This window comes from Bacillus sp. TH50 (assembly GCF_016650565.1).
In the GTDB taxonomy this organism is placed as follows: Bacteria; Bacillota; Bacilli; order Bacillales; family Bacillaceae_G; genus Bacillus_A; species Bacillus_A mycoides.
Genome location: NZ_JAEKFM010000008.1, coordinates 44,482 through 63,636, shown reverse-complemented (window position 1 = coordinate 63,636; position 19,155 = coordinate 44,482). Strand labels below are relative to the sequence as shown.

General features: G+C 32.8%; 8 protein-coding genes, 3 pseudogenes and 2 riboswitches. Of the genes and pseudogenes, 8 read left to right on the top strand and 3 right to left on the bottom strand.

Annotated elements, in window-relative coordinates; all coding sequences use genetic code 11:
- Positions 1–113: 113 nt before the first annotated feature.
- Positions 114–1,233: pseudogene (locus JFU23_RS28330) on the bottom strand (condensation domain-containing protein); the annotation flags it as partial.
- 494 nt (positions 1,234–1,727) lie between these two features.
- Here JFU23_RS28330 and JFU23_RS28325 point away from each other — a divergent pair.
- The 5 genes and pseudogenes from JFU23_RS28325 to JFU23_RS28305 form a co-directional block, all read left to right on the top strand.
- Positions 1,728–2,000: pseudogene (locus JFU23_RS28325) on the top strand (alpha/beta fold hydrolase); the annotation flags it as partial.
- 544 nt (positions 2,001–2,544) lie between these two features.
- A complete protein-coding gene (locus tag JFU23_RS28320) occupies positions 2,545–4,134 on the top strand; it encodes a bifunctional metallophosphatase/5'-nucleotidase (RefSeq protein WP_201033347.1) in 1,590 nt (529 codons plus the stop codon).
- 622 nt (positions 4,135–4,756) lie between these two features.
- Complete coding sequence (locus JFU23_RS28315) at positions 4,757–6,271, top strand: alpha/beta hydrolase (protein ID WP_201033539.1); 1,515 nt, start codon at positions 4,757–4,759, stop codon at positions 6,269–6,271.
- A 107-nt stretch (positions 6,272–6,378) separates the two neighbouring features.
- Positions 6,379–7,365, top strand: a complete 987-nt coding sequence (locus tag JFU23_RS28310; RefSeq protein ID WP_201033346.1) for a choloylglycine hydrolase family protein — start codon at positions 6,379–6,381, stop codon at positions 7,363–7,365.
- Positions 7,366–7,965: 600 nt separating this feature from the next.
- A pseudogene (locus JFU23_RS28305) lies at positions 7,966–8,992 on the top strand (serine hydrolase domain-containing protein).
- A 233-nt stretch (positions 8,993–9,225) separates the two neighbouring features.
- Here JFU23_RS28305 and JFU23_RS28300 read toward each other — a convergent pair.
- The gene (locus tag JFU23_RS28300) at positions 9,226–10,353 is read right to left on the bottom strand and encodes an FtsW/RodA/SpoVE family cell cycle protein (protein WP_201033345.1); all 1,128 of its coding nucleotides are present in this window, start codon (positions 10,351–10,353) and stop codon (positions 9,226–9,228) included.
- A gap of 188 nt (positions 10,354–10,541) precedes the next feature.
- A riboswitch (M-box (ykoK) riboswitch) is annotated at positions 10,542–10,718 on the bottom strand.
- A 521-nt stretch (positions 10,719–11,239) separates the two neighbouring features.
- A riboswitch (M-box (ykoK) riboswitch) is annotated at positions 11,240–11,407 on the top strand.
- A 277-nt stretch (positions 11,408–11,684) separates the two neighbouring features.
- On the opposite strand from JFU23_RS28300, the gene mgtE reads away from it, so the two are divergent.
- From mgtE to JFU23_RS28285, 3 genes are all read left to right on the top strand, one after another.
- Positions 11,685–13,013, top strand: a complete 1,329-nt coding sequence (gene mgtE, locus JFU23_RS28295; protein WP_201033344.1) for a magnesium transporter — start codon at positions 11,685–11,687, stop codon at positions 13,011–13,013.
- 160 nt (positions 13,014–13,173) lie between these two features.
- Positions 13,174–14,271 carry a phosphodiester glycosidase family protein gene (locus JFU23_RS28290; RefSeq protein WP_201033343.1) on the top strand — a complete coding sequence of 366 codons (1,098 nt, stop codon included), beginning with the start codon at positions 13,174–13,176 and terminating at the stop codon, positions 14,269–14,271.
- Positions 14,272–15,128: 857 nt separating this feature from the next.
- The gene (locus JFU23_RS28285; RefSeq protein WP_201033342.1) at positions 15,129–16,022 is read left to right on the top strand and encodes a cation diffusion facilitator family transporter; all 894 of its coding nucleotides are present in this window, start codon (positions 15,129–15,131) and stop codon (positions 16,020–16,022) included.
- A gap of 977 nt (positions 16,023–16,999) precedes the next feature.
- Here the strand turns inward: JFU23_RS28285 and JFU23_RS28280 are convergent.
- Positions 17,000–18,649 carry an S-layer homology domain-containing protein gene (locus JFU23_RS28280; RefSeq protein ID WP_201033341.1) on the bottom strand — a complete coding sequence of 550 codons (1,650 nt, stop codon included), beginning with the start codon at positions 18,647–18,649 and terminating at the stop codon, positions 17,000–17,002.
- Between the last annotated feature and the right edge of the window lie 506 nt (positions 18,650–19,155).

The window sequence follows — 19,155 nt, the reverse complement described above, 5'->3', positions numbered from 1 at the left end:
CTATATTGTTTTTAAACAGTATAAACTCCAATATAGGAAATGGACAATTAACGCTTCAAAACACAAAAAATCCATTATTAGGAAAAGTTACTGCGGACTAGAGCAGGAACCCTGTCACTAAGCCTAATAGGTTCATTTGCTATCGATCCGATATTAGTAAGTAACGGTAAAGCCATTCTCATCTGTAAAGCCTGTTCGTATTGCTGTTTATACATTTCCTTCACTTCAGATAGCTTTATACTTGCCAGTAATTCCATTCCTGCCGCTGAAGAAAGACCTGGATTTTGAGATTTTATTTTATCCATTGATTTTTTGACTCGAACTAGGATTTGATTAAATAAGTCATCATCTTCCATTTTAATCACTGGCATTTCCATACCGGATAAGTTGCAAATTGAACCAGTTGTATGATTAGGAAGATATCGGCGTAAATCAATTGTTATTCCGATTATTTTTTCTGCGGTGCGAGGTTCTGCATACACAGTGAAATGTGATAAAGCTCGGAAGTATGCAGTCATGATTACATCATTCAAGGTAGCCTGTTGTGCTTTTGTCCATTGGATTAGACGTAGAGTTTGCCCATGGCTTAACCGCCGCACGGACATTTGTGGATAAGTATTTTTGTTCGGTTGAGATGGAAAAGACCATAACGCTGCTTGTTGTTCTTGGCTGGGACGATACGCACTTTTTACGTCTGTTATTCCAGCATATTTGAAAACAGATGATTGATCCCGAAACCCCTCATTTCCTGCACCAAATCCCTTTATAATTTGATCCTTAGACTGCCCCAGAGAAAGTTGAGTATAAATTGCTCCCAGCAAATTAATATATTCCTTGACTCCTGCACCATCTGAACAAAGATGGGATAATTTAATAACTAATATATTTTTTGTAGTGCCTCGTAATAATTTTGTTTGAACCATAGGCCCCTGAATAGGCTCTCCAGATTCCTTGATAAAATCTATTTTCATCATTTCAAGTTCTTGATCATTTCCTTCTGCAAAAAAACAAATTGTTGAGTTAATACTAGATGAATGTTCCTCCCAGTAAGGTATATCACTTTCTACAAAACGACTGTAATTGTAACGTTATCCTTACTGATTGTTCGAGTATTTTCTTTGATATACCTATAGGGAAATAAAGAACGGCATTAATTTGTTGATTTGCCGAATAAAGACCTAATATATAATTCATTCGATCTTGAGGTGTTACTGGATACTTTCTTTTTTCCATAATTTTGTCTCCTTTTTAAGACTATTTTTGGTTGTAATCTCGTTCCTCATATGGTTGTAACTTTTCTTCAAGAACTAATCATGCTTCGTTTTCAATTTTGTTAGTATGTCAGTTTTGAAAGCCTCTTTTTTGTACTAGTTACATATTTTTTTGGTATTAACATTCTCTATCGGTTTCTTTTTTGGGATAAAAAACAAACTCATAGAAAATTTGTTTGGATATTTATAAACATTTTATGATAACGTTTATTTATAATCAATAAAAATAATCCAATTAATTTTATCTTTTTCCGACATTTTTCTCCCATCTATTTACTCAAGAATTTCAAAGCTTTTTATCTCCAAATATCTTACGAAATCTTGCCAGAGAGTTTGGTTTCGTGCAACGAACCTGTAAATACCAAACAAAAGATTTACTCAATTCAGGAGTACGGATAGAAAAAAGAAAGAGATTCTATAATATCTTATTTAATATTAATTTATACAGAAATACATGTTGCAGCTAGTGAATCCCCTAAAGGAACGCTCGATTGTATTACCGCCTTTAGTATGACCGATTTTAGAAAAGACTTGGAAAAGTTCAATATACCTACTCTTATTATTGACGGTGACTCTGATGCAACTGTACCTTTTGAGTTAAGTGGAAAACGCACATATGATTCCATTCCTGGTAGTAAACTCGCTCTTATAAAAGGTGGTCCTCATGGATTAAACGCAACTCATGCAAAAGAATTTAATGAAGCATTATTAACATTTTTAAAAGACTAATCTTTGATGAACTACCGGAGGCGGCTCAACAGTAATATCAAGAATAATAACATGAACTTATCGATTAGAGGTTTTTTAGGTCTCTTAGGGGTATTGCTACATTGCTATCAAGATAATATTTTGAAGAATCCTCAAAACAAAGAAATGTACATTTCATCTGGAGATGTACATTTTGTCGTTTTGGGGAAGAATGTATTTCTCAACATCGAAAGATTCATAAAAAACGTCATCCTTTCTAGTTAGCTTTTTAGAAAGAATAACGTTTTTTTACTTTTGGGGGTAGTTAAGTTTCTTAAGTTGATTGGCATGGGGGGTCCCTTTACATCCTAATCAAAAAACGTAGGCTCAAGCCTATCAATATTCATCTCCCACCTAAAATGGACGTTTTACACCTTCACATTTTTGAGGAAGGAACCTTTTGTCGGAAAACAATAAAATCTTATTAATTTTTATAATTAGTAGAATTTTTATAGAAATAATCCTCTTAATCTATTAAAATTATATCGTATGATGTCAGATTTGTAATAAGGAGAGAGAAAATTTTATGTTAAAAAAAATCATTCCAGTTGCTTTAGCATTAAGTACAGTTACTTTTTCAAGTGTATTTGCTGCGCCTTCAGTTCAAGCAAGTACAGAGCCAAACCGCTACATAGATGTACAAATGCTCGGTATTAACGATTTACATGGGCAACTAGACACAGTAAAGAAAATTAACAATAAAGATGCAGGGGGAATCGAGTACTTAGGGGCTTATTTACGTGATCGTGAAAAACAAAATCCGAATACATTAAAGGTTCAAGTTGGCGATGCTGTTGGAGCAAGTCCTCCTGTTTCAGCATTATTACAAGACGAACCCACGATTGAATTTCTAAATGATTTAAAATTTGATGTTGGAACCATAGGGAATCATGAATTTGATGAAGGCATTGAAGAAATGAAGCGCCTTATTTATGGTGGATACCATGAAAAAACAGGGAATTTTAAAGGAGCAAAATTCCCATATGTAGCCGCAAATTTCTATAATAAATCCACCGGTCGCCTATTTTTACCACCATTTACTATCAAAAAGGTCCAAGGAGTTCCTGTTGGCTTTATCGGAGTCGTAACAACAGATGTTCCTAACCTTGTTATGCCTACTATGCTAAAGAATGTAGAAATTACAGATGAAGTTGAAGCCATTAACAAATCCGTAAAGCAATTGAAAAAACTAGGCGTTAAATCTATCGTTGTTCTTGCGCATAACGGAGGTACAACAAATGAGAACGGTGTAACAAATGGTGATATCGTCCGATTAGCAAATGAGACTGATCCAGAAGTCGATGTTATTTTTGGAGGGCATAGCCACACCTATGTAAATGGAACTGTTAATAATAAACTTGTCGTACAAGCAAATTCTTATGGTATGGCTTTTGCTGATGTTGATGTAAAGATTGATCGTAAGACACAAGATATTGTTGAGAAAAAAGCAGAAATTGTTACAACTTACCATGAAGGCATAGAGCCTGATAAAAAAATAAAGAAGAAGATGGAGAAATATCAAGAAAAAATCGCACCTCTTGTCAATGAAGTTGTTGGTAAGTCTACCGCTCCACTAGATCGCAAACTAAATACGGCTGGTGAATCTAATCTCGGTAATTTAGTTGCTGATGCCCAACGTGCAACAATGCAATCCCAAATTGCTCTTATGAACCCTGGTGGTATTCGTAATGACTTAGATGCTGGTGATATTACATGGGGAGAGGTATATGGCATTCAACCATTCGGAAATCAATTAGTAAAAGTTAATTTAACAGGTCAAGACATTCGTGATATTTTAAATCAACAATGGCAAAAAGACATAACAAGAATGCTTCAAATTTCCGGGATCCAATACACTTGGGATGCGAACAAGCCAAATGGAGAAAAAGTCACAAGTATTCGCTTAACAAATGGAGAAGAAATTATTCCTTCTAAAACTTATAGCGTCGTTGCGAACGCATTTCTAGCTTCAGGTGGAGATGGTTTTGTGTCCTTTAAAAACGGGAAAGACGCTGAAACAGGACCAACTGACTTTGAAGCATTAGTAGATTATATAAAACAAGCAAAAGAACCAATTCAGACTATTATTGATGGGAGAATTCAAAAAACAAACTAGTTTTTTATTAATCTCAAAACACCTAGATTACCTGTTCACTATACTTTTTAGTGTGCAGGTAATCTATTTTTTTGTGTGGATTCGAAATAAAGTCTTAACGTAGTCAATGGATTTAGCGTCTTGATGCAGAGTGCCGAAAAAAAGTGAAGTAAACAAAAAATGACAACGTAAAAATTATTGATTGGTTGATTCTACCTCAAGAGTTATTCGTGCAGATCTATATCGAACATATCTATTGTATTCACATATTTTATAGCAAAATCTAGAAAACAGTGCAAATAATATAACTAATGTTTTTCATATTACTCTCTTTATCTTTGTATATGGAAATTATAGTGAATTTTTTATAGTGAAGAAATTGATTTTAGTGACATTAATATTACAAAACTGCAATGTTCATTAGGGGTGACATCCACTCAAAAAAACCAGTCATAAAAAAAGAGGGAGAAGGCATCTTTTATTGAAGTTTGTTTATAATAGCTTTTTAACCTGTTAGGGGGATCGTAAAGTAGATTAGTAATTTCTTTGATAATTATTATTTTCCTTATAGTACATGGCATGCTGTATTAAAAATTTTTAATTTTGAAAGGAGAATCAATAAATATGAGCACGAAAAAAAAGAATAAGGAATAAGTTATTACTTGTCAGTGCAATTTGTGCAATAGCTATTCCTTCAGTTTCATATGCGGAGGAAGTAATTTTACCTAAAAATTTCGCGAATTCTTCAAGTTTGTATGAGGGGCGGAATACGGATGTATTGAAAGCAAGCTTATATCCTGGTACATATAAAAATCCGTTCAATTACCAATTTATTTCGACATTAAAGGAAACAAACAAAAATATAAAAAAAATAGACAATACTGAAGATGAAAACCCTGTTATAGCTACTATCCTTTCATTTATCCATTATATGGATAGAGAAGATTATAAATCTGCAATTGATTTAACTTCTCGATCATTACAGAAAGTAATATCCGAAGAATGGCTGAAAAGCTATTGGAAGGGACTCCCTGCGCAATTACAAGCAGGTTCTTTTAAGGGAATTGGAGAGGTAACCCAAAAAGAGACAAATTCTATTCATACAAATGTAGAGATTAAATTAGTTTTTGAACAATTTACAGTACCTTTACTAATTAAGCTAGATCCATCTGGAAAAATAGATGATTTTCAACTCAGCATGTCGTTTAGTCCTGTTGCAGAGCGTCCATCATATAGTAAGCCTGAATCATTTGTTGATAAAGAAGTAGTAGTTGGAAGTGGTGCGTTTCCATTACCAGGAACATTATCTGTTCCACTGGGAAAAGGTCCTTTCCCAGTGGTTATTCTTGTGCAAGGATCTGGAGCAACCGATCAGGATGAAACAGCGTTTGCTTTAAAACCATTTCGCGATTTAGCTGAAGGTCTTGCATCGAAGGGAATTGCTGTCCTTCGCTATAATAAACGAACTTATGAACATGGATTGAAAACACAATTCAGTCCTTTTTATACAGTTGATAAAGAGACAACAGATGATGCTCTTCTTGTGACTCATTTTCTTCAAAATGAACCTCTGATAGATAAGAATCAAATTTATATTCTTGGTCATAGTCAAGGTGGAATGATGCTTCCGAAAATGATTGAAAAAGACCAAAATCAAAATATTGCTGGGGCAATTGTGATGGGAGGACCAGCCCGTACGATCCAAGATGTTGTTTTAGATCAATTTAAGTATCTTTTTTCTATTGGAGCAATGAAACCGGATGAATATAAATTTTACAAATCGCAATTTGAATTATTAAATGATCCCAATTTCTCTAATCAGAATCCTCCAAAAGATTTTTATTTAGGATCAGCAGTATTTTGGGATTCTATCCGTAAAATTAAAGCAGCAGAAATGTCAAAAGAACAAAAGACACCGCTTCTTATTATTCAAGGAGAAAGAGACTATCAAGTTCAATCAAAAATCGAAATTCCTCTTTGGAAAGAACAATTAAAAGAACGAGATAACGTTGATTATCGACTATATCCAAAGTTAAATCACTTCTTTACAGAAGGAGATGGGGAATTAAGTAAACCGGATGAATATTATAGTCCTGCTAATATCCCTGAGTATGTTATAAATGATATTGCTGCTTGGGTGCAAGGAAGATCGAAATAAAATTAGCAACCATATTTTTTAATAGAGGTCACGATGCATGCCTATCAACTTAAGGATAGAAATTAAATGGTTTTTGTTCATATAAACTAAATAAAGGGGTGTTCTTTATGTGTACCAGTTTGACATTACAGACAAAAAGCGGTCAGCATCTTTTTGCAAGAACGATGGATTTTACATTAGATTTCAATCAAGAAGTAATAATAGTTCCTCGAAGTTATCAATGGAACAATATAACTGGTGAAACCATCGATGCGAAACAAGCTGTTGTCGGGATGGGGATTAACCATCAAGGAAGGATCATCCTGGCGGACGGAGTAAATGAATCAGGTATGACATGTGCAACACTCTATTTTCCAGGATTCGCTAGTTATAGTAACAGTATAGATGACAATAAAACGAATCTGGCTCCATTTGATTTTGTGGCATGGAGTCTCACACAATTCAATTTTGTCGAAGAGTTAAAGAACTCTGTAGATAGTATTTCCTTTTTGGATGTACCATTACCTGTTTTAGGAGTTACTCCACCGCTACATTGGATTTTAGCGGATAAATGGGGAGATTGTATTGTACTAGAGCCGACAACTGAAGGACTAAAAATATATGATAATCCTCTTGGGGTAATGACCAATAGTCCTGAGTTTAACTGGCATTTACAAAATTTAAGACAATATATCGGTCTTAAATCGCAGCCATATGCGCCAACACAATGGGGGGATGTACCATTAAGTGCTTTTGGACAAGGTTCAGGTTCGATGGGACTCCCTGGGGATTTCACCCCACCATCAAGGTTTGTTCGGGCAGCGTATGGCAAACAAAATATTCAAGGTATAGATAACGAAGAAGAGGGCATATCGGCCATTTTTCATATCTTATCAAATTGTGAGGTTCCAAAAGGTGGAGTGATAACGGAAGAAGGTACATTAGATAATACCATTTATACAAGCGCAATGTGTATGGAGTCTGGTACATATTATTACCATACCTATGATTGTAGACAAATTATAGCTATTCATTTATTTCATGAAAATTTAGATACAGATGAAATTAAAACCTATCCATTTCAGCGTAAACAAAAGATATTTTATAAAAACTAATTAGATTTGGAATATCATATAAAAAAGCAAACTTAATTAAGTTTGCTTTTTTATAATAGGCGATACGACTCATGCTATGACTTTTATGCCAGGAATTGTTGGTGGTAAATCTATGTTGGGGGGCATACCGGCTGATTCAATAGTTAATAAATTGTTCCTCTTATAAAGAAGCCTTCATCTTCATTTCTATTATGATCATCGTATTGTTAGTTGAGAGCTTCAATTTTGATGAACAAGGAGCACATTCACCAAAGGTGGAGCGGCTTGTGGATGGTCAAATTGTTTAGAAAATATTGTGGGGACAATATGAAAAACTGTAAACTTATTCTAACAAGGATATTACAATGACCTTTAAAATAGAATTTCGATTGTCAATGGGGAACTTACAGATGATGCAGGGAATCACTATCCAATCCTGCATTTGAAACTACAATGAAAAATAAAGAGTTGGAAACCCTCTGCTTTTTTGAATTTAGTTTAAATGTAGTATTTTTTGTTATTTGGAGTAGAAATACAAAAGGGGTCCAATTGAATTCAATATGAGAAAGATAACAGGTCAATATATTTCTAATCATTTTAAGTGAAGGGTATGTGATTGAGATGAATAATACATATAATGAAAAGACACATACATCCATTAAACAATTATTTAACAAATTTTCACCAAAAGCTCCTGGCTTTGCATATATTGCTAGTTTCGATAGCGGAGTAACTTATAAAGGTGCAGTTGGCTTAGCTTCTAAAGAGGAAAATCTACCCATAACTACCAAAAACGTTTTTAATATTGCCTCAGTTTCTAAACAATTTACAGCGTTTTCTATATTACTCTTAGAACAAGAGGAGAAATTGAGTTTAGATGATTTAATTGTAAAGTTTGTCCCTTCTATAGAAGCATATGCTTAACCTGTAACATTGAGACACCTAATTCATCACACGGGTGGACTAGTTGATTATATGGAATTGGCTGAAGCAGCAAATATTAAATATACGGATACATTAACTGTGGAAGAATCGCTAGAACACCTTAAAAGTCATCAGATTGCAAGGTTCCCAGTTGGAACAAAATTTGAGTATAGCAATACAGGATATTTTTTATTATCACAAGTGGTAGAAAGGGTAAGTAGCAAGTCTCTACGTCAGTTTACAAAGGAGCGTATTTTTGACCCTTTAAATATGAGAGACACAACAATTGTGGATTACTACCCAACTACTATAGCAATTGCTAGTGGATATTCGAAGAATGAGCAAGGACTATGAAAGCCCTTGGGAACATTCAGGGGATGGGGCAGTTCATGCAACAGTTGAAGACCTGGTAAAGTGGGGAGAGAATTTAACTACAGGTACCGTAGGTGGAAAAGACCTTGTTAAAAGAATGAGCGAAATAGGTCCGAAAATTTCTCGAACTGGAGAGACGATTATTGACAATGAAGATTATGCTTTTGGGCTAAGGCTTGCAGAAGGTTTTTACTGTCGCTACCTGGAACATTCAGGAAGCTGGTCAGGTTATCGTTCACACTTCATGCGGTTTTCAAAAGAATATTTGTCTGTTGTGGTACTAAGTAACTATGATGAATTTGATTCTAAAAAATATGCTAATGAAATAGCAGAAATTGTTTTAGAAAAGTAAAAAAAAATAGAGCGTAGAAGACAGTATTTGGATTTGGTTTACCCCACGTTGTTTTAGGTGTAATTGATTTTGAGAACGAAAGGCAAGCATATATTAATGCCCGCCTTTTTTGGTATTAATATTAATACAATTAAAAACTTAATTAGAAATTCTTTGAATATAGATTGCTCAATGAGGTTAAATTTTATAATTTTTAAAAAATAATTATAAAAAATAGAATTACATATAAAAAATTATATATTATAATTATCAAACTTAATTTTATTGAAAATTGAAATATTAAGTAATATTCCTATTGCTATTAAATTAACCATTAAAGAACTTCCACCAAAACTTACAAATGGAAATGGGGTACCCGTAAGAGGAAGTATTCCCGTAATACCACCTAAATTAACAACAGATTGCATACCAATCATACACCCTATACCAATCGCTATAAAACTTCCAAATGGATCTTCACATAGTTGTGCAATTTTCAAGGAGCGAAGTACGATAGTCAAAACCCCAGCCAATATAATTAATACACCAATAAATCCTAGTTCTTCAGAAACTATTGCCATTATAAAATCAGTATGTGGTTCTGGAAGATAACCTGTTTTTTGAATGCTATTTCCGAACCCACGTCCAGTAATTCCTCCAGAGCCAATGGCAATAAAAGAATTTACAAGCTGATATCCATTTCCTTGCGCATCAACAAAGGGATTGAGAATCGTAGTAATACGTGTCTTTTGAACTTCTGACAAACTATATTGAATCAAAAAATATAAAATAGGTAACCAAAAAATAGAACCGATTATAGTTCTTTTGATTAATAGATTTATATTTATTCCAGAGCAAAGAAATATACTAAAACCTATACCTAATATTAAAATTGCAGATCCTAAGTTTGGCTGTTTATAGATTAGGGAAAAAATTGTAGCTAAAAAAAATAAAAGTTTTCCGCCTCCAATCCAAATTTGTTTAGCTGGTCCCTGTCGCAATGCAAAAAAACGGGCTGTTACAAGTATTGTTCCTAATTTAAGAAATTCAGCTGGCTGTATTCCAAAGATCCATGATTGAGCATTATTTACCACCTTTCCTTTCCATAAAACCATAATTAACAAAAAAATCCCCCCAATCATAATACAGATTGAGACTATTCGTTTTTTCCATATTTCATATGGGAGAATAGCACAAACTATTAGCCCAATTGTTCCTAAAAATAGCTTTGTTAATTGAGAATCAACAAAGTGCCTACTGTTATAACCGTAATGTTGAACAGCAACAATGGAGCTCGCGCTATACAACATGATAATACCTAAAGTACATGTTATGAATAGAGGGAGGAGCAATAGATAATCGAGTTTTAATATTTTTTTCATTTTAATATCCTCCTGATTTACATTAACACTTAATATTACATTTGCTAATGAATAGAATCTTGTTCTCACCAATTACTAAATAGTATTTTTGTTTTGAGAGATTCTATCGCTTACACCCTGTTTTCTTACGTAAAAATCCCCCCTAGTTACATACTAGGGGGGATTCAAAATGGCATGACTAAATAAAGCTTTTCTCCCCCTAGTAGAGCTTTGGCACTATACAACGTAAAGTAATGGGAATTCATTACTTAGCTATCTTAAGAAGAGCCTTAATCCGACAATTCCTGTTCTACCCATTGGCGTCTTTCGACATTTTTGGGCAATAGCCTGTGTTTGTATAGGAGCCTCACCTAACAGGTTTAGCAATATAAATTTTATGTATTTGTTTCGTGTAGCCAGCATAAATACTTTTTTTTTGCTTGTCAAGTAAACGTATTGCTAATTTTATATTCTTTATTGCTTTATAAATCTTTGAGAAATGATGTGAGAAATTGTATTTAATCGTCTCATATAGATACATATTTTCGACTTGGAGTGTATAATTTGATTAAGTAGTTTAACCATATAAATTTGATAAACAATAAAGAAGATTTTAAACATAACATAAGATTTTTTGAAGAATGTTCTTTTGAAGTCCGGTATGATTAATGATTCAACTTCTGCTATAAAGTTACAAATTTATTATAAACAATAAGTTTTTTATACAAAATTTCATATGTTTTATAACGTTTCTTCGAACTAATTGTATTTAAATTTTATATCTTTTAAGCAGAATTTCAAATTTATAATAGAATCTAATTACATTTCTCTAAAAAGAATTTTTTATGAATCGAATCGAAAGTTAGTTGACAAATATTAAATTCTGGTTTAAATTTTGAAGTAATTCAATAATCTTTGTTAGGTGAGGCTCCTGTATAGAGAAACGCTGCTGCCCAAAAATGTCGAGAGACGCCAATGGGTCAACAGGAACGGTCGGATTAAGGCCCTTTTTAATGTAGCTGGTTATAAAAACCTATGCTATACAGTGCTAAAACTCAACGAGGGAGTGGTATACGATTTGATAGAAAGGCACCTCTTTGATTTTTGCAGAGCTGTCTTAATAATCATTTATTTGTATTGTAAAAAACCTTTACTCCTTTTTGAGTAAAGGTTTTTTTGTTTAATGTTATTTAATTTTATCTTGTCTATATTCAAAAAGGAGGTAGTTCTAAATAATAAATTGATTGCAATGTAACTATTAATACTCTAATAAAAATTTTAGACAAATAAAATAACACAAAACCACTCATGAAACTCTAGAGTCTCCCTTAGCAGTATGAGGAGGAGTTAACATGAAGAAATTATTAAATGAATTACTTGTAACCCAAAATAATTTGGATGCAGAGAAAGTTTTACGTCATCCGTCGTATGATGTTGCGCAAGAAGTAAAACGGTTTTCAATTGAAGATCAAGTCATTTTACTAGATAAGATACCCGTATTAAAGAGCTCAAAAATTCTTCAACATTTGAGTACAGAAGAAAAATATAATATCTTAATTCACTTATCTGAAAACAAAGCTAAAAAGTTACTAAATTTACAACCGATTGATGAAACAGTAGATCTACTTCTAGCGGTTCACCCGGAAAAACAAGCTAAAATAATGGCGTATCTAAATAAAATTACAAAACATAATGTGAAAAAATTAATGGCATTCAAACCTGAAACGGCAGGAAGCCTTGTCACAAGTGATTTTGTTGCAGTTAGAGGGAATTGGTCAGTAAAAATGACATTGAAGTATATTAGGGAACATTCAGAAAATGTAGAATCAATATCTTATATTTATGTTCTTGATAGTCATGGTTATCTTAAGGGAATCGTTTCCATACATGAGTTATTACTAGCAGCAGATGAAGAGATATTATCTAATATCATGATTCAAGAGGTGATTTCGGTACACGCTGAGGTTGATCAGCAAGAAGTTGTAAAAAAGCTACTGAATTATAATTTAGCAGCAATACCCGTAACAAAAGCAAATAATGAAATAATTGGTATTATAACATTTGATGACGTAATGAATGTTATGGAAGCAGAAGCTACAGAAGATATCCAAAAGTTAGGCGGAAGTGAACCATTAAATCAATCTTACTTTGAATCTAGTATTTGGAGCATTTTCTTTAAACGTCTACCATGGTTATTGCTTCTTTTTGTTGCTGAGGCATATACAGGTACAGTACTAAAGTATTTTGAAGACGAAATTGAAACAGTAGTTGCCCTTGCTTTCTTTGTTCCATTATTAGTAGGTACTGGAGGGAATACAGGAACACAGGTTGTAGCAACAATTACTCGTGCAATCGGTATTGGAGAGGTGAAATTTAAAGACATTTTCCGTGTAATGAAAAAGGAATTTGCAATTGGCATGCTTCTCGGACTTGCACTTGGGGTAGCTGGGCTCATTCGTGCTTATATGTTAGGAGTTGGAACAGAAGTTGCACAAGTTGTAGCAATCACTTTATTATTTATTGTTATTTGGACTTCGCTTGTCGCAGCTGTTTTACCTTTGATTTTGAGAAAATTAAAATTAGATCCTGCAGTCGTTTCTGGTCCATTAATTACAACATTTGTTGACGGAACAGGGTTAGTAATATATTTCTTAGTTGCAAAAACATTATTAAATTTGTAAATATAAACTGAAATAAATAAGAAATGTAGAATAAGTATTTTGCCTTGCTTGTTAAGACATAGTGGGGAACTCGGGAATGAGGAAAACAAACACTTTTGTCTTTAGGTAAATAATATTTTAAAGGATTCATTGAATGTAATTAATGCCGGAGGATAAAACTATGAAACATCTAAGAATAATCTTCAAACGAATTTTGCTTCTTTTTTCTATTTTCTTGCTTATTGGCATAGGAATATTATTTGGTACTAACTATGGCCGAGATCTTCGTGTAACAATCGCTGGGAGTATACTAACTTCTCAGCATCCACAATATGCGAAATATACATTCCTATCCCAAAAGGAACTAGATAAATTACAAGATAGAATTAATCATCCAAAATGGTCAAATAGTGATGAGAATATTTATAAAAAAATAGCAGGAAAAAGATTAGAAGAATTAAAAAATCAGCCATTAAAAATTGACGTAGAAACGATTAAAAGTAACAAAGATAGTCGCTTTCTTTTCGAAGGAAAATTAGTCACTATTAGTAACCCTTTCAATGTTAAACTTGTTAGCCATCAAGGAACACAGGGCGATAAAAGAGGAGAAAAAATTAGCGTAATGGCAAAACGTAATAATGCACTTGTTGCTGTGAATGCAAGTGGATTTGCTGATGAAACAGGAAGGGGTGGAGGAAATATTGCAACTGGAATAGTAATAGAAAATGGGAAAGCAATTGATACAAATATAGATAAAAATACCCCTACAATTATTACGGGCTTAACAAAGTTTGGACAAATGATAACTGGGAATTATTCTACCCAACAACTTTTGAATAAACAAGTCGTTTCAGCAGCAGGATTTATGCCACAGTTAATTGTTAATGGAGAAAAAATGATTACAGAAGGAGACGGTGGTTGGGGCTCTGCTCCGCGAAGTATTATGGCACAAAAAGAAGATGGCACAATAATGTTTCTAGTGATTGACGGTAGGCAGACACATAGCATAGGAGCTACGTTAAAAGAGTGTCAAGATATTCTATATGAAAAAGGAGCAATAAATGCAATGGCTATGGATGGAGGTTCTTCTGCTACGCTATATTTAGGAGGAAAGGTTATAAATTCACCTTCTACATTATCCCATGAAGATCGTTATTTACCGAATGCTTGGATGGTAACAGCAAACCAAAAACAAGAAATAAGGGTGACAATAGATGGGGAAAAAATAGATACTAAAAAATCAGATGAATTTGATGCAAATATTTCAATTGATTTATGAATTCTTAAATAAATGAAGGTTTAATTAAAGTTTAAAAACTAACATACAAAGAGTGTAATGAAATTGAAAGTTCTATCATTTAACATTCATTAAAGAAAAGCGTATAGAGATACTCAATCATATGGAAAATCTCCAAGAAGTTAAAAGAAGGTTAAATAATGTATACAGCTTACACTCATACTCAATTATATGCTTTTAATCTTATAGTATTTGCTACAGCTATGTGAAATGGACAACCTGTAAAAATAATTGTTGTGATCAGATGAGTAAAGATTAATGCGCAGAATGAATTAGTAATCATACCTGAAGACATTTCATCAAACATCAAAGCAACACATTAGTCGCTTTGATGTTTGTAATGATAAAAGGGTGATAAAAAACATAAACAATAGGTGTATCAAGCAAAGGGATAATACACCTTAAAACTACATTGTTAAACAACATGCGTCATCGTGTAGTATATCTTATTTATCTTTAATTATTTTAGGTTCAGTATTACATCTTATAGATCGTTTTTTCTATGATCTCCTAATTTCCAACTCTCGTCTTTTTATTCAATCATAATTACTATTTTAAGGATGTTAAAGTAACTCCAATACTAAACGTAAAAGGAATAATAAAAGGCATCGCATTTTGTGTCACTCTTTTTTACACTTCATAACAAATAAGGATAAAAGAACAAAGTAAGTTATGCTTTTAACCTTTACTGATAGGAGAAAATGTTTGTATAGACCCACACACTTATTATTTGGTAATGTATGAAAGAAATTAAAATGATGAGACATAGACTTATAACTACACAATTGAATTAAACAATAATATTTTGAAACAAGAGTAAAGTTAAGGTGGGGATAACTATGAATGCTAACCAAAAAACGTCCTTATTGGCAGCATGGATTAGTGTAATTAGCAATATATTTCTGACTCTTATCAAAATTATAGTTGGTTTACTTTTCAAAAGTCAGGTATTATTAGCCGACGGAATTCATAATGCTGCCGATGTTGTAGCATCCGTAGCCTCATTGGGATCAATGAAAATTTCAAACCAGCCAGCTGATGAAGGTCATCCTTATGGACATGGTAAAGCAGAAGTTATATCATCAGGAATTGTAGCTGTGATTTTAATTTTAGCGGCTTTATTTATGGCTTATGAATCAATAAAGTCATTATTTGAACCAGCGACAGAACCCCATATAATTGCTTTTATAGCAGCGATTATTTCATTAATATGGAAGCGAATTTTATATGTATACACAATACGAATTGGTCGAAAAACAAGCAGCAAAGGGCTTATAGCAACTGCTTATGATCATCTTGCTGATGTTTATGCCTCAATTGCAGCTGTAATTGGAATTGGTATTGCTTTGATAAACAATATCTATTCCATTCCATATGCAGCTTATGGGGATCCTTTAGCTGGTATTATCGTTTCCTTTTTCGTATTAAAGTTAGCGATTAGTATGGGGAAAGAAGCAATATATATATTAATGGAAGGTGGTATTCCTACCGCGAAATGTAGTGAATATAAGAGAGTAATTCAGGCCCATCCTTTTGTAAAAAGAATTGATAGAATGCGCGCACGTGATCATGGTCACTATGTATTAATTGATATTAGAATTAGTGTTCCGGCACATTTAAGCATCCAGCAAGGACATGATATTTGTAGGGATATAAAAACTACTATTATAAATCAGAACCCAGAAATATATGAAGTACTAATTCATTTAAACCCATGGTATGAGGAGAAGTAGGTTTATTGAATTATAGATAGATATAAGTAAGTAGTTAAACCGTTCTTTTTAGATATTGGAGAATTGGTCGACTTGTATAATGTCCATAATTAAAAAACATTTATAGTTATGAGTACAATACATCTCAAATGCATTATTTATAGAAGAAAAAACGTCCTATTAAAATATAGGACGTTTTTTCTATGATTTACTAATTTCCCGACCTTCGCGTGTTTTCTCTAATTCAATTACCTTTTTAGAATCTTTTTTATACAAAGCATCAACAAAATCTGAAAGATAAATATCATTGAGGGGAATGAATTAATAATGGAAACTAGTCCTTTTTAGGATTGTACTTGTGCCTTAGACAGTGTAACTAATACTTATAAATTAAGCCATTCCTATTTTTTAAACTAGGAAATCAGCAAAATGGAATACTATAGAGGAATCTGCAACCGAAAGACCAGGATTCGTAGGATTAGAAAGGCCAGACCCACTGACTATTTACGTAGTCACAGCATATCAGAAGCCAAATCCATGGTGATGTACATCGCGCATACAATTTGCATGTCTTTCTATGTTGTACAAGTGTAGAAAGACATGCATCTCTATACTAAAGTCTCATGAACAATCGTTGATAAATAGCCATTATCATAAATTTTGTAGGTACTTTCATGTCTCAATAATGTGACATGAAAGTCTAAACTTTTTGAACTAGGGACAAGAAACCTTAAACTACTTAGCTTATAATAAAATATCCATGAAAATATTCTAAATAAATAGATTTATAGGGGATAAAATGTTCCATTTTAATAATTATAAATCCTATTCACTTTACAAAAGACAAGAAGCTTCTTAATTTTAAGAAGCCTTTTGTTTTTAGCTTTAGACAAAGCAAATTTATATCAATTTTAAATAACTAACACAACCATAGATATTAGAGAAATTGCATCTATATACTTATTAGTATGGGGATTTTCCCATTGGAAACCTAATATTTATTTTGCCAACTTTTCAATGATTGGAGCTTTAGCAGATAATTCATCATTTGATGGATTTCTCATAAAATCTGCACCATACATAGTAACCGTATCCCCAACTTGAATATTCTCAAGCACTTCAGAAGAAACAACAGCAGTAACGGTCAGGCCTTCAGTAGAAATTTGGATAGTGTCCTTTGTTTTATTGATTACATTTCCAGTGTGCATTTTATATTGGTTTTTTAACACGTTTTCTTCATTTTCTTTTTGAACAATTGCATATTTAGCTGTTGCTGGTTCACCTGGTATTGATCCTATAAAAACAGGAGCATAAATGGTAACGGTATCCCCAATCTGAATATCTTTAAGTATCCCAGGGGAAGAAACGATAGCATATACACTTGAGTTTTCACCGGAAACCAACAATCCGTCTTCTTTTTTTTCAATTACTTTACCAGAACGTTTTTGGTGTTGATTCAGAGCATTTTGTTCTTTTTTATCGAATTCTGATATAGAATTCGATTTATCTACACTTGTATTAGGAGTCACTGTCTTACTTGCCAACTTTTCGATGATTGGAGCTTTAGCAGACAATTCACCAGTTGCCATATTATTCATAAAATATGCCCCATAAATAGTAATGGTATCTCCAATATTTATATCTTGTAAGATTTCAGGAGAAACGATAGCACTAACAGTCGAATCTACACTAGAAATTTCAATAGCGTCATTTGATTTATTGATTACATTTCCAGTGTGCATTTTATATTGTTTTTTTAGCACGTTTTCTTCATTTTCTTTTTGAACAATTGCATATTTAGCTGTAGCTGGTTCACCGGGTATTGAGCCTATAAAAATAGGAGCATAAATGGTAACGGTATCCCCAATCTGAATATCTCTAAGGACCTCAGGGGAAGAAACCATAGCGTATACACTTGAGTTTTCACCTGAAACCACTAATCCTTCTTCTGTTTTTTCAATTACTTTACCTGAACGCTTTTGATGCTGATTTAGAAGAGTATTAGTATTTGTATAGTCTTTTTCTTTTAATTCACTATTCATCTCTCTAGACAACATATCAGTTTTAGCAGTAAGTTGAACAGCTTCAACACGTGTTATCACTCTATTTGGTTGCCAACCATTATCAGTACCAGCGGAAATTTTTAAGTCAATCAAAATATTGGCATATTTTTCTCCACAATGTCCTTTTAAATCTTCAAATTTACTTTGGCCATTATCATTTGTTGTACTCTGTAGTTTATAAGCATTTACTAGCATAGTAGCCATGGCAGCACGAGTAACTTTTCCGGATGGATTGAAGAGTCCATTCCCTTCACCTTTAATAATGCCAGTTTTTTCAGCTGCAGCAATATAGGGAGTAGCCCAGTGGTCTTGGGTATCTGTAAAAGATGGTTTTGCATCGAAGTCAATTTGTATCCCTAAGACTTTTGTTATAATTGTTGCGGCGGAAGCTCGATCTAACGTAGCGTTTGAGCCAAAGGTACCATCTGGTAAACCTGATATAGCTTGTTTTTCCAATAAATAATTAACAGATTGCTCTGCCCACTTTGGAACATCAGGAAACTTTTGAGTATCCGCAAAAATACTAGAAGAATAGGATAATATAGCCCCTGCGAGAAGACCTGTTGTGATTAATTTGCGCTTCATAAAAATATACACCTCTACCAATCTATTGTATTACCAAATTGAGATTTCTTATTTTTATATTTATATGTTTGTGATGATGCTGACATCTATTCAATTTGGTGTAACGATTATAGTTACTTATATGCACGAGTGTCAATGAATAACTTTAACATAAATGTATAATGTTTACATAAAAAATCAATATAAATTAATTTTATTTACTAAAATTTAATAATGCATTGACTTATTAATGTATACTTAATTATAATTAATTGATACTAATTCTCAAGTGTATTTACTAGTTTAACAATTATACAAAACCAACTTGAATTTAATAAAAAAGTTGAATATAAACATATATTTATTCATTGACACTTATATGTAAATAACTACAATCATTGAACTAAATGTATGTTACGCTTATAAAATTTTAAGAGATGTATATTGATAGAGAACTTTTTCTCTATATACTCTGTTGAATAAAGAGCTTTTGTTTATACAATTCCTTATATATATATTGTCCATTA

What these genes read in the sequence shown, in the direction of transcription:
- JFU23_RS28285 (WP_201033342.1), top strand. Translation starts at nt 15,129, where the DNA reads ATGAATGCTAACCAAAAAACGTCCTTATTGGCAGCATGGATTAGTGTA.
- JFU23_RS28280 (WP_201033341.1), bottom strand. Translation starts at nt 18,649, where the DNA reads ATGAAGCGCAAATTAATCACAACAGGTCTTCTCGCAGGGGCTATATTA.
- JFU23_RS28300 (WP_201033345.1), bottom strand. Translation starts at nt 10,353, where the DNA reads ATGAAAAAAATATTAAAACTCGATTATCTATTGCTCCTCCCTCTATTC.
- mgtE (WP_201033344.1), top strand. Translation starts at nt 11,685, where the DNA reads ATGAAGAAATTATTAAATGAATTACTTGTAACCCAAAATAATTTGGAT.
- JFU23_RS28310 (WP_201033346.1), top strand. Translation starts at nt 6,379, where the DNA reads ATGTGTACCAGTTTGACATTACAGACAAAAAGCGGTCAGCATCTTTTT.
- JFU23_RS28320 (WP_201033347.1), top strand. Translation starts at nt 2,545, where the DNA reads ATGTTAAAAAAAATCATTCCAGTTGCTTTAGCATTAAGTACAGTTACT.
- JFU23_RS28290 (WP_201033343.1), top strand. Translation starts at nt 13,174, where the DNA reads ATGAAACATCTAAGAATAATCTTCAAACGAATTTTGCTTCTTTTTTCT.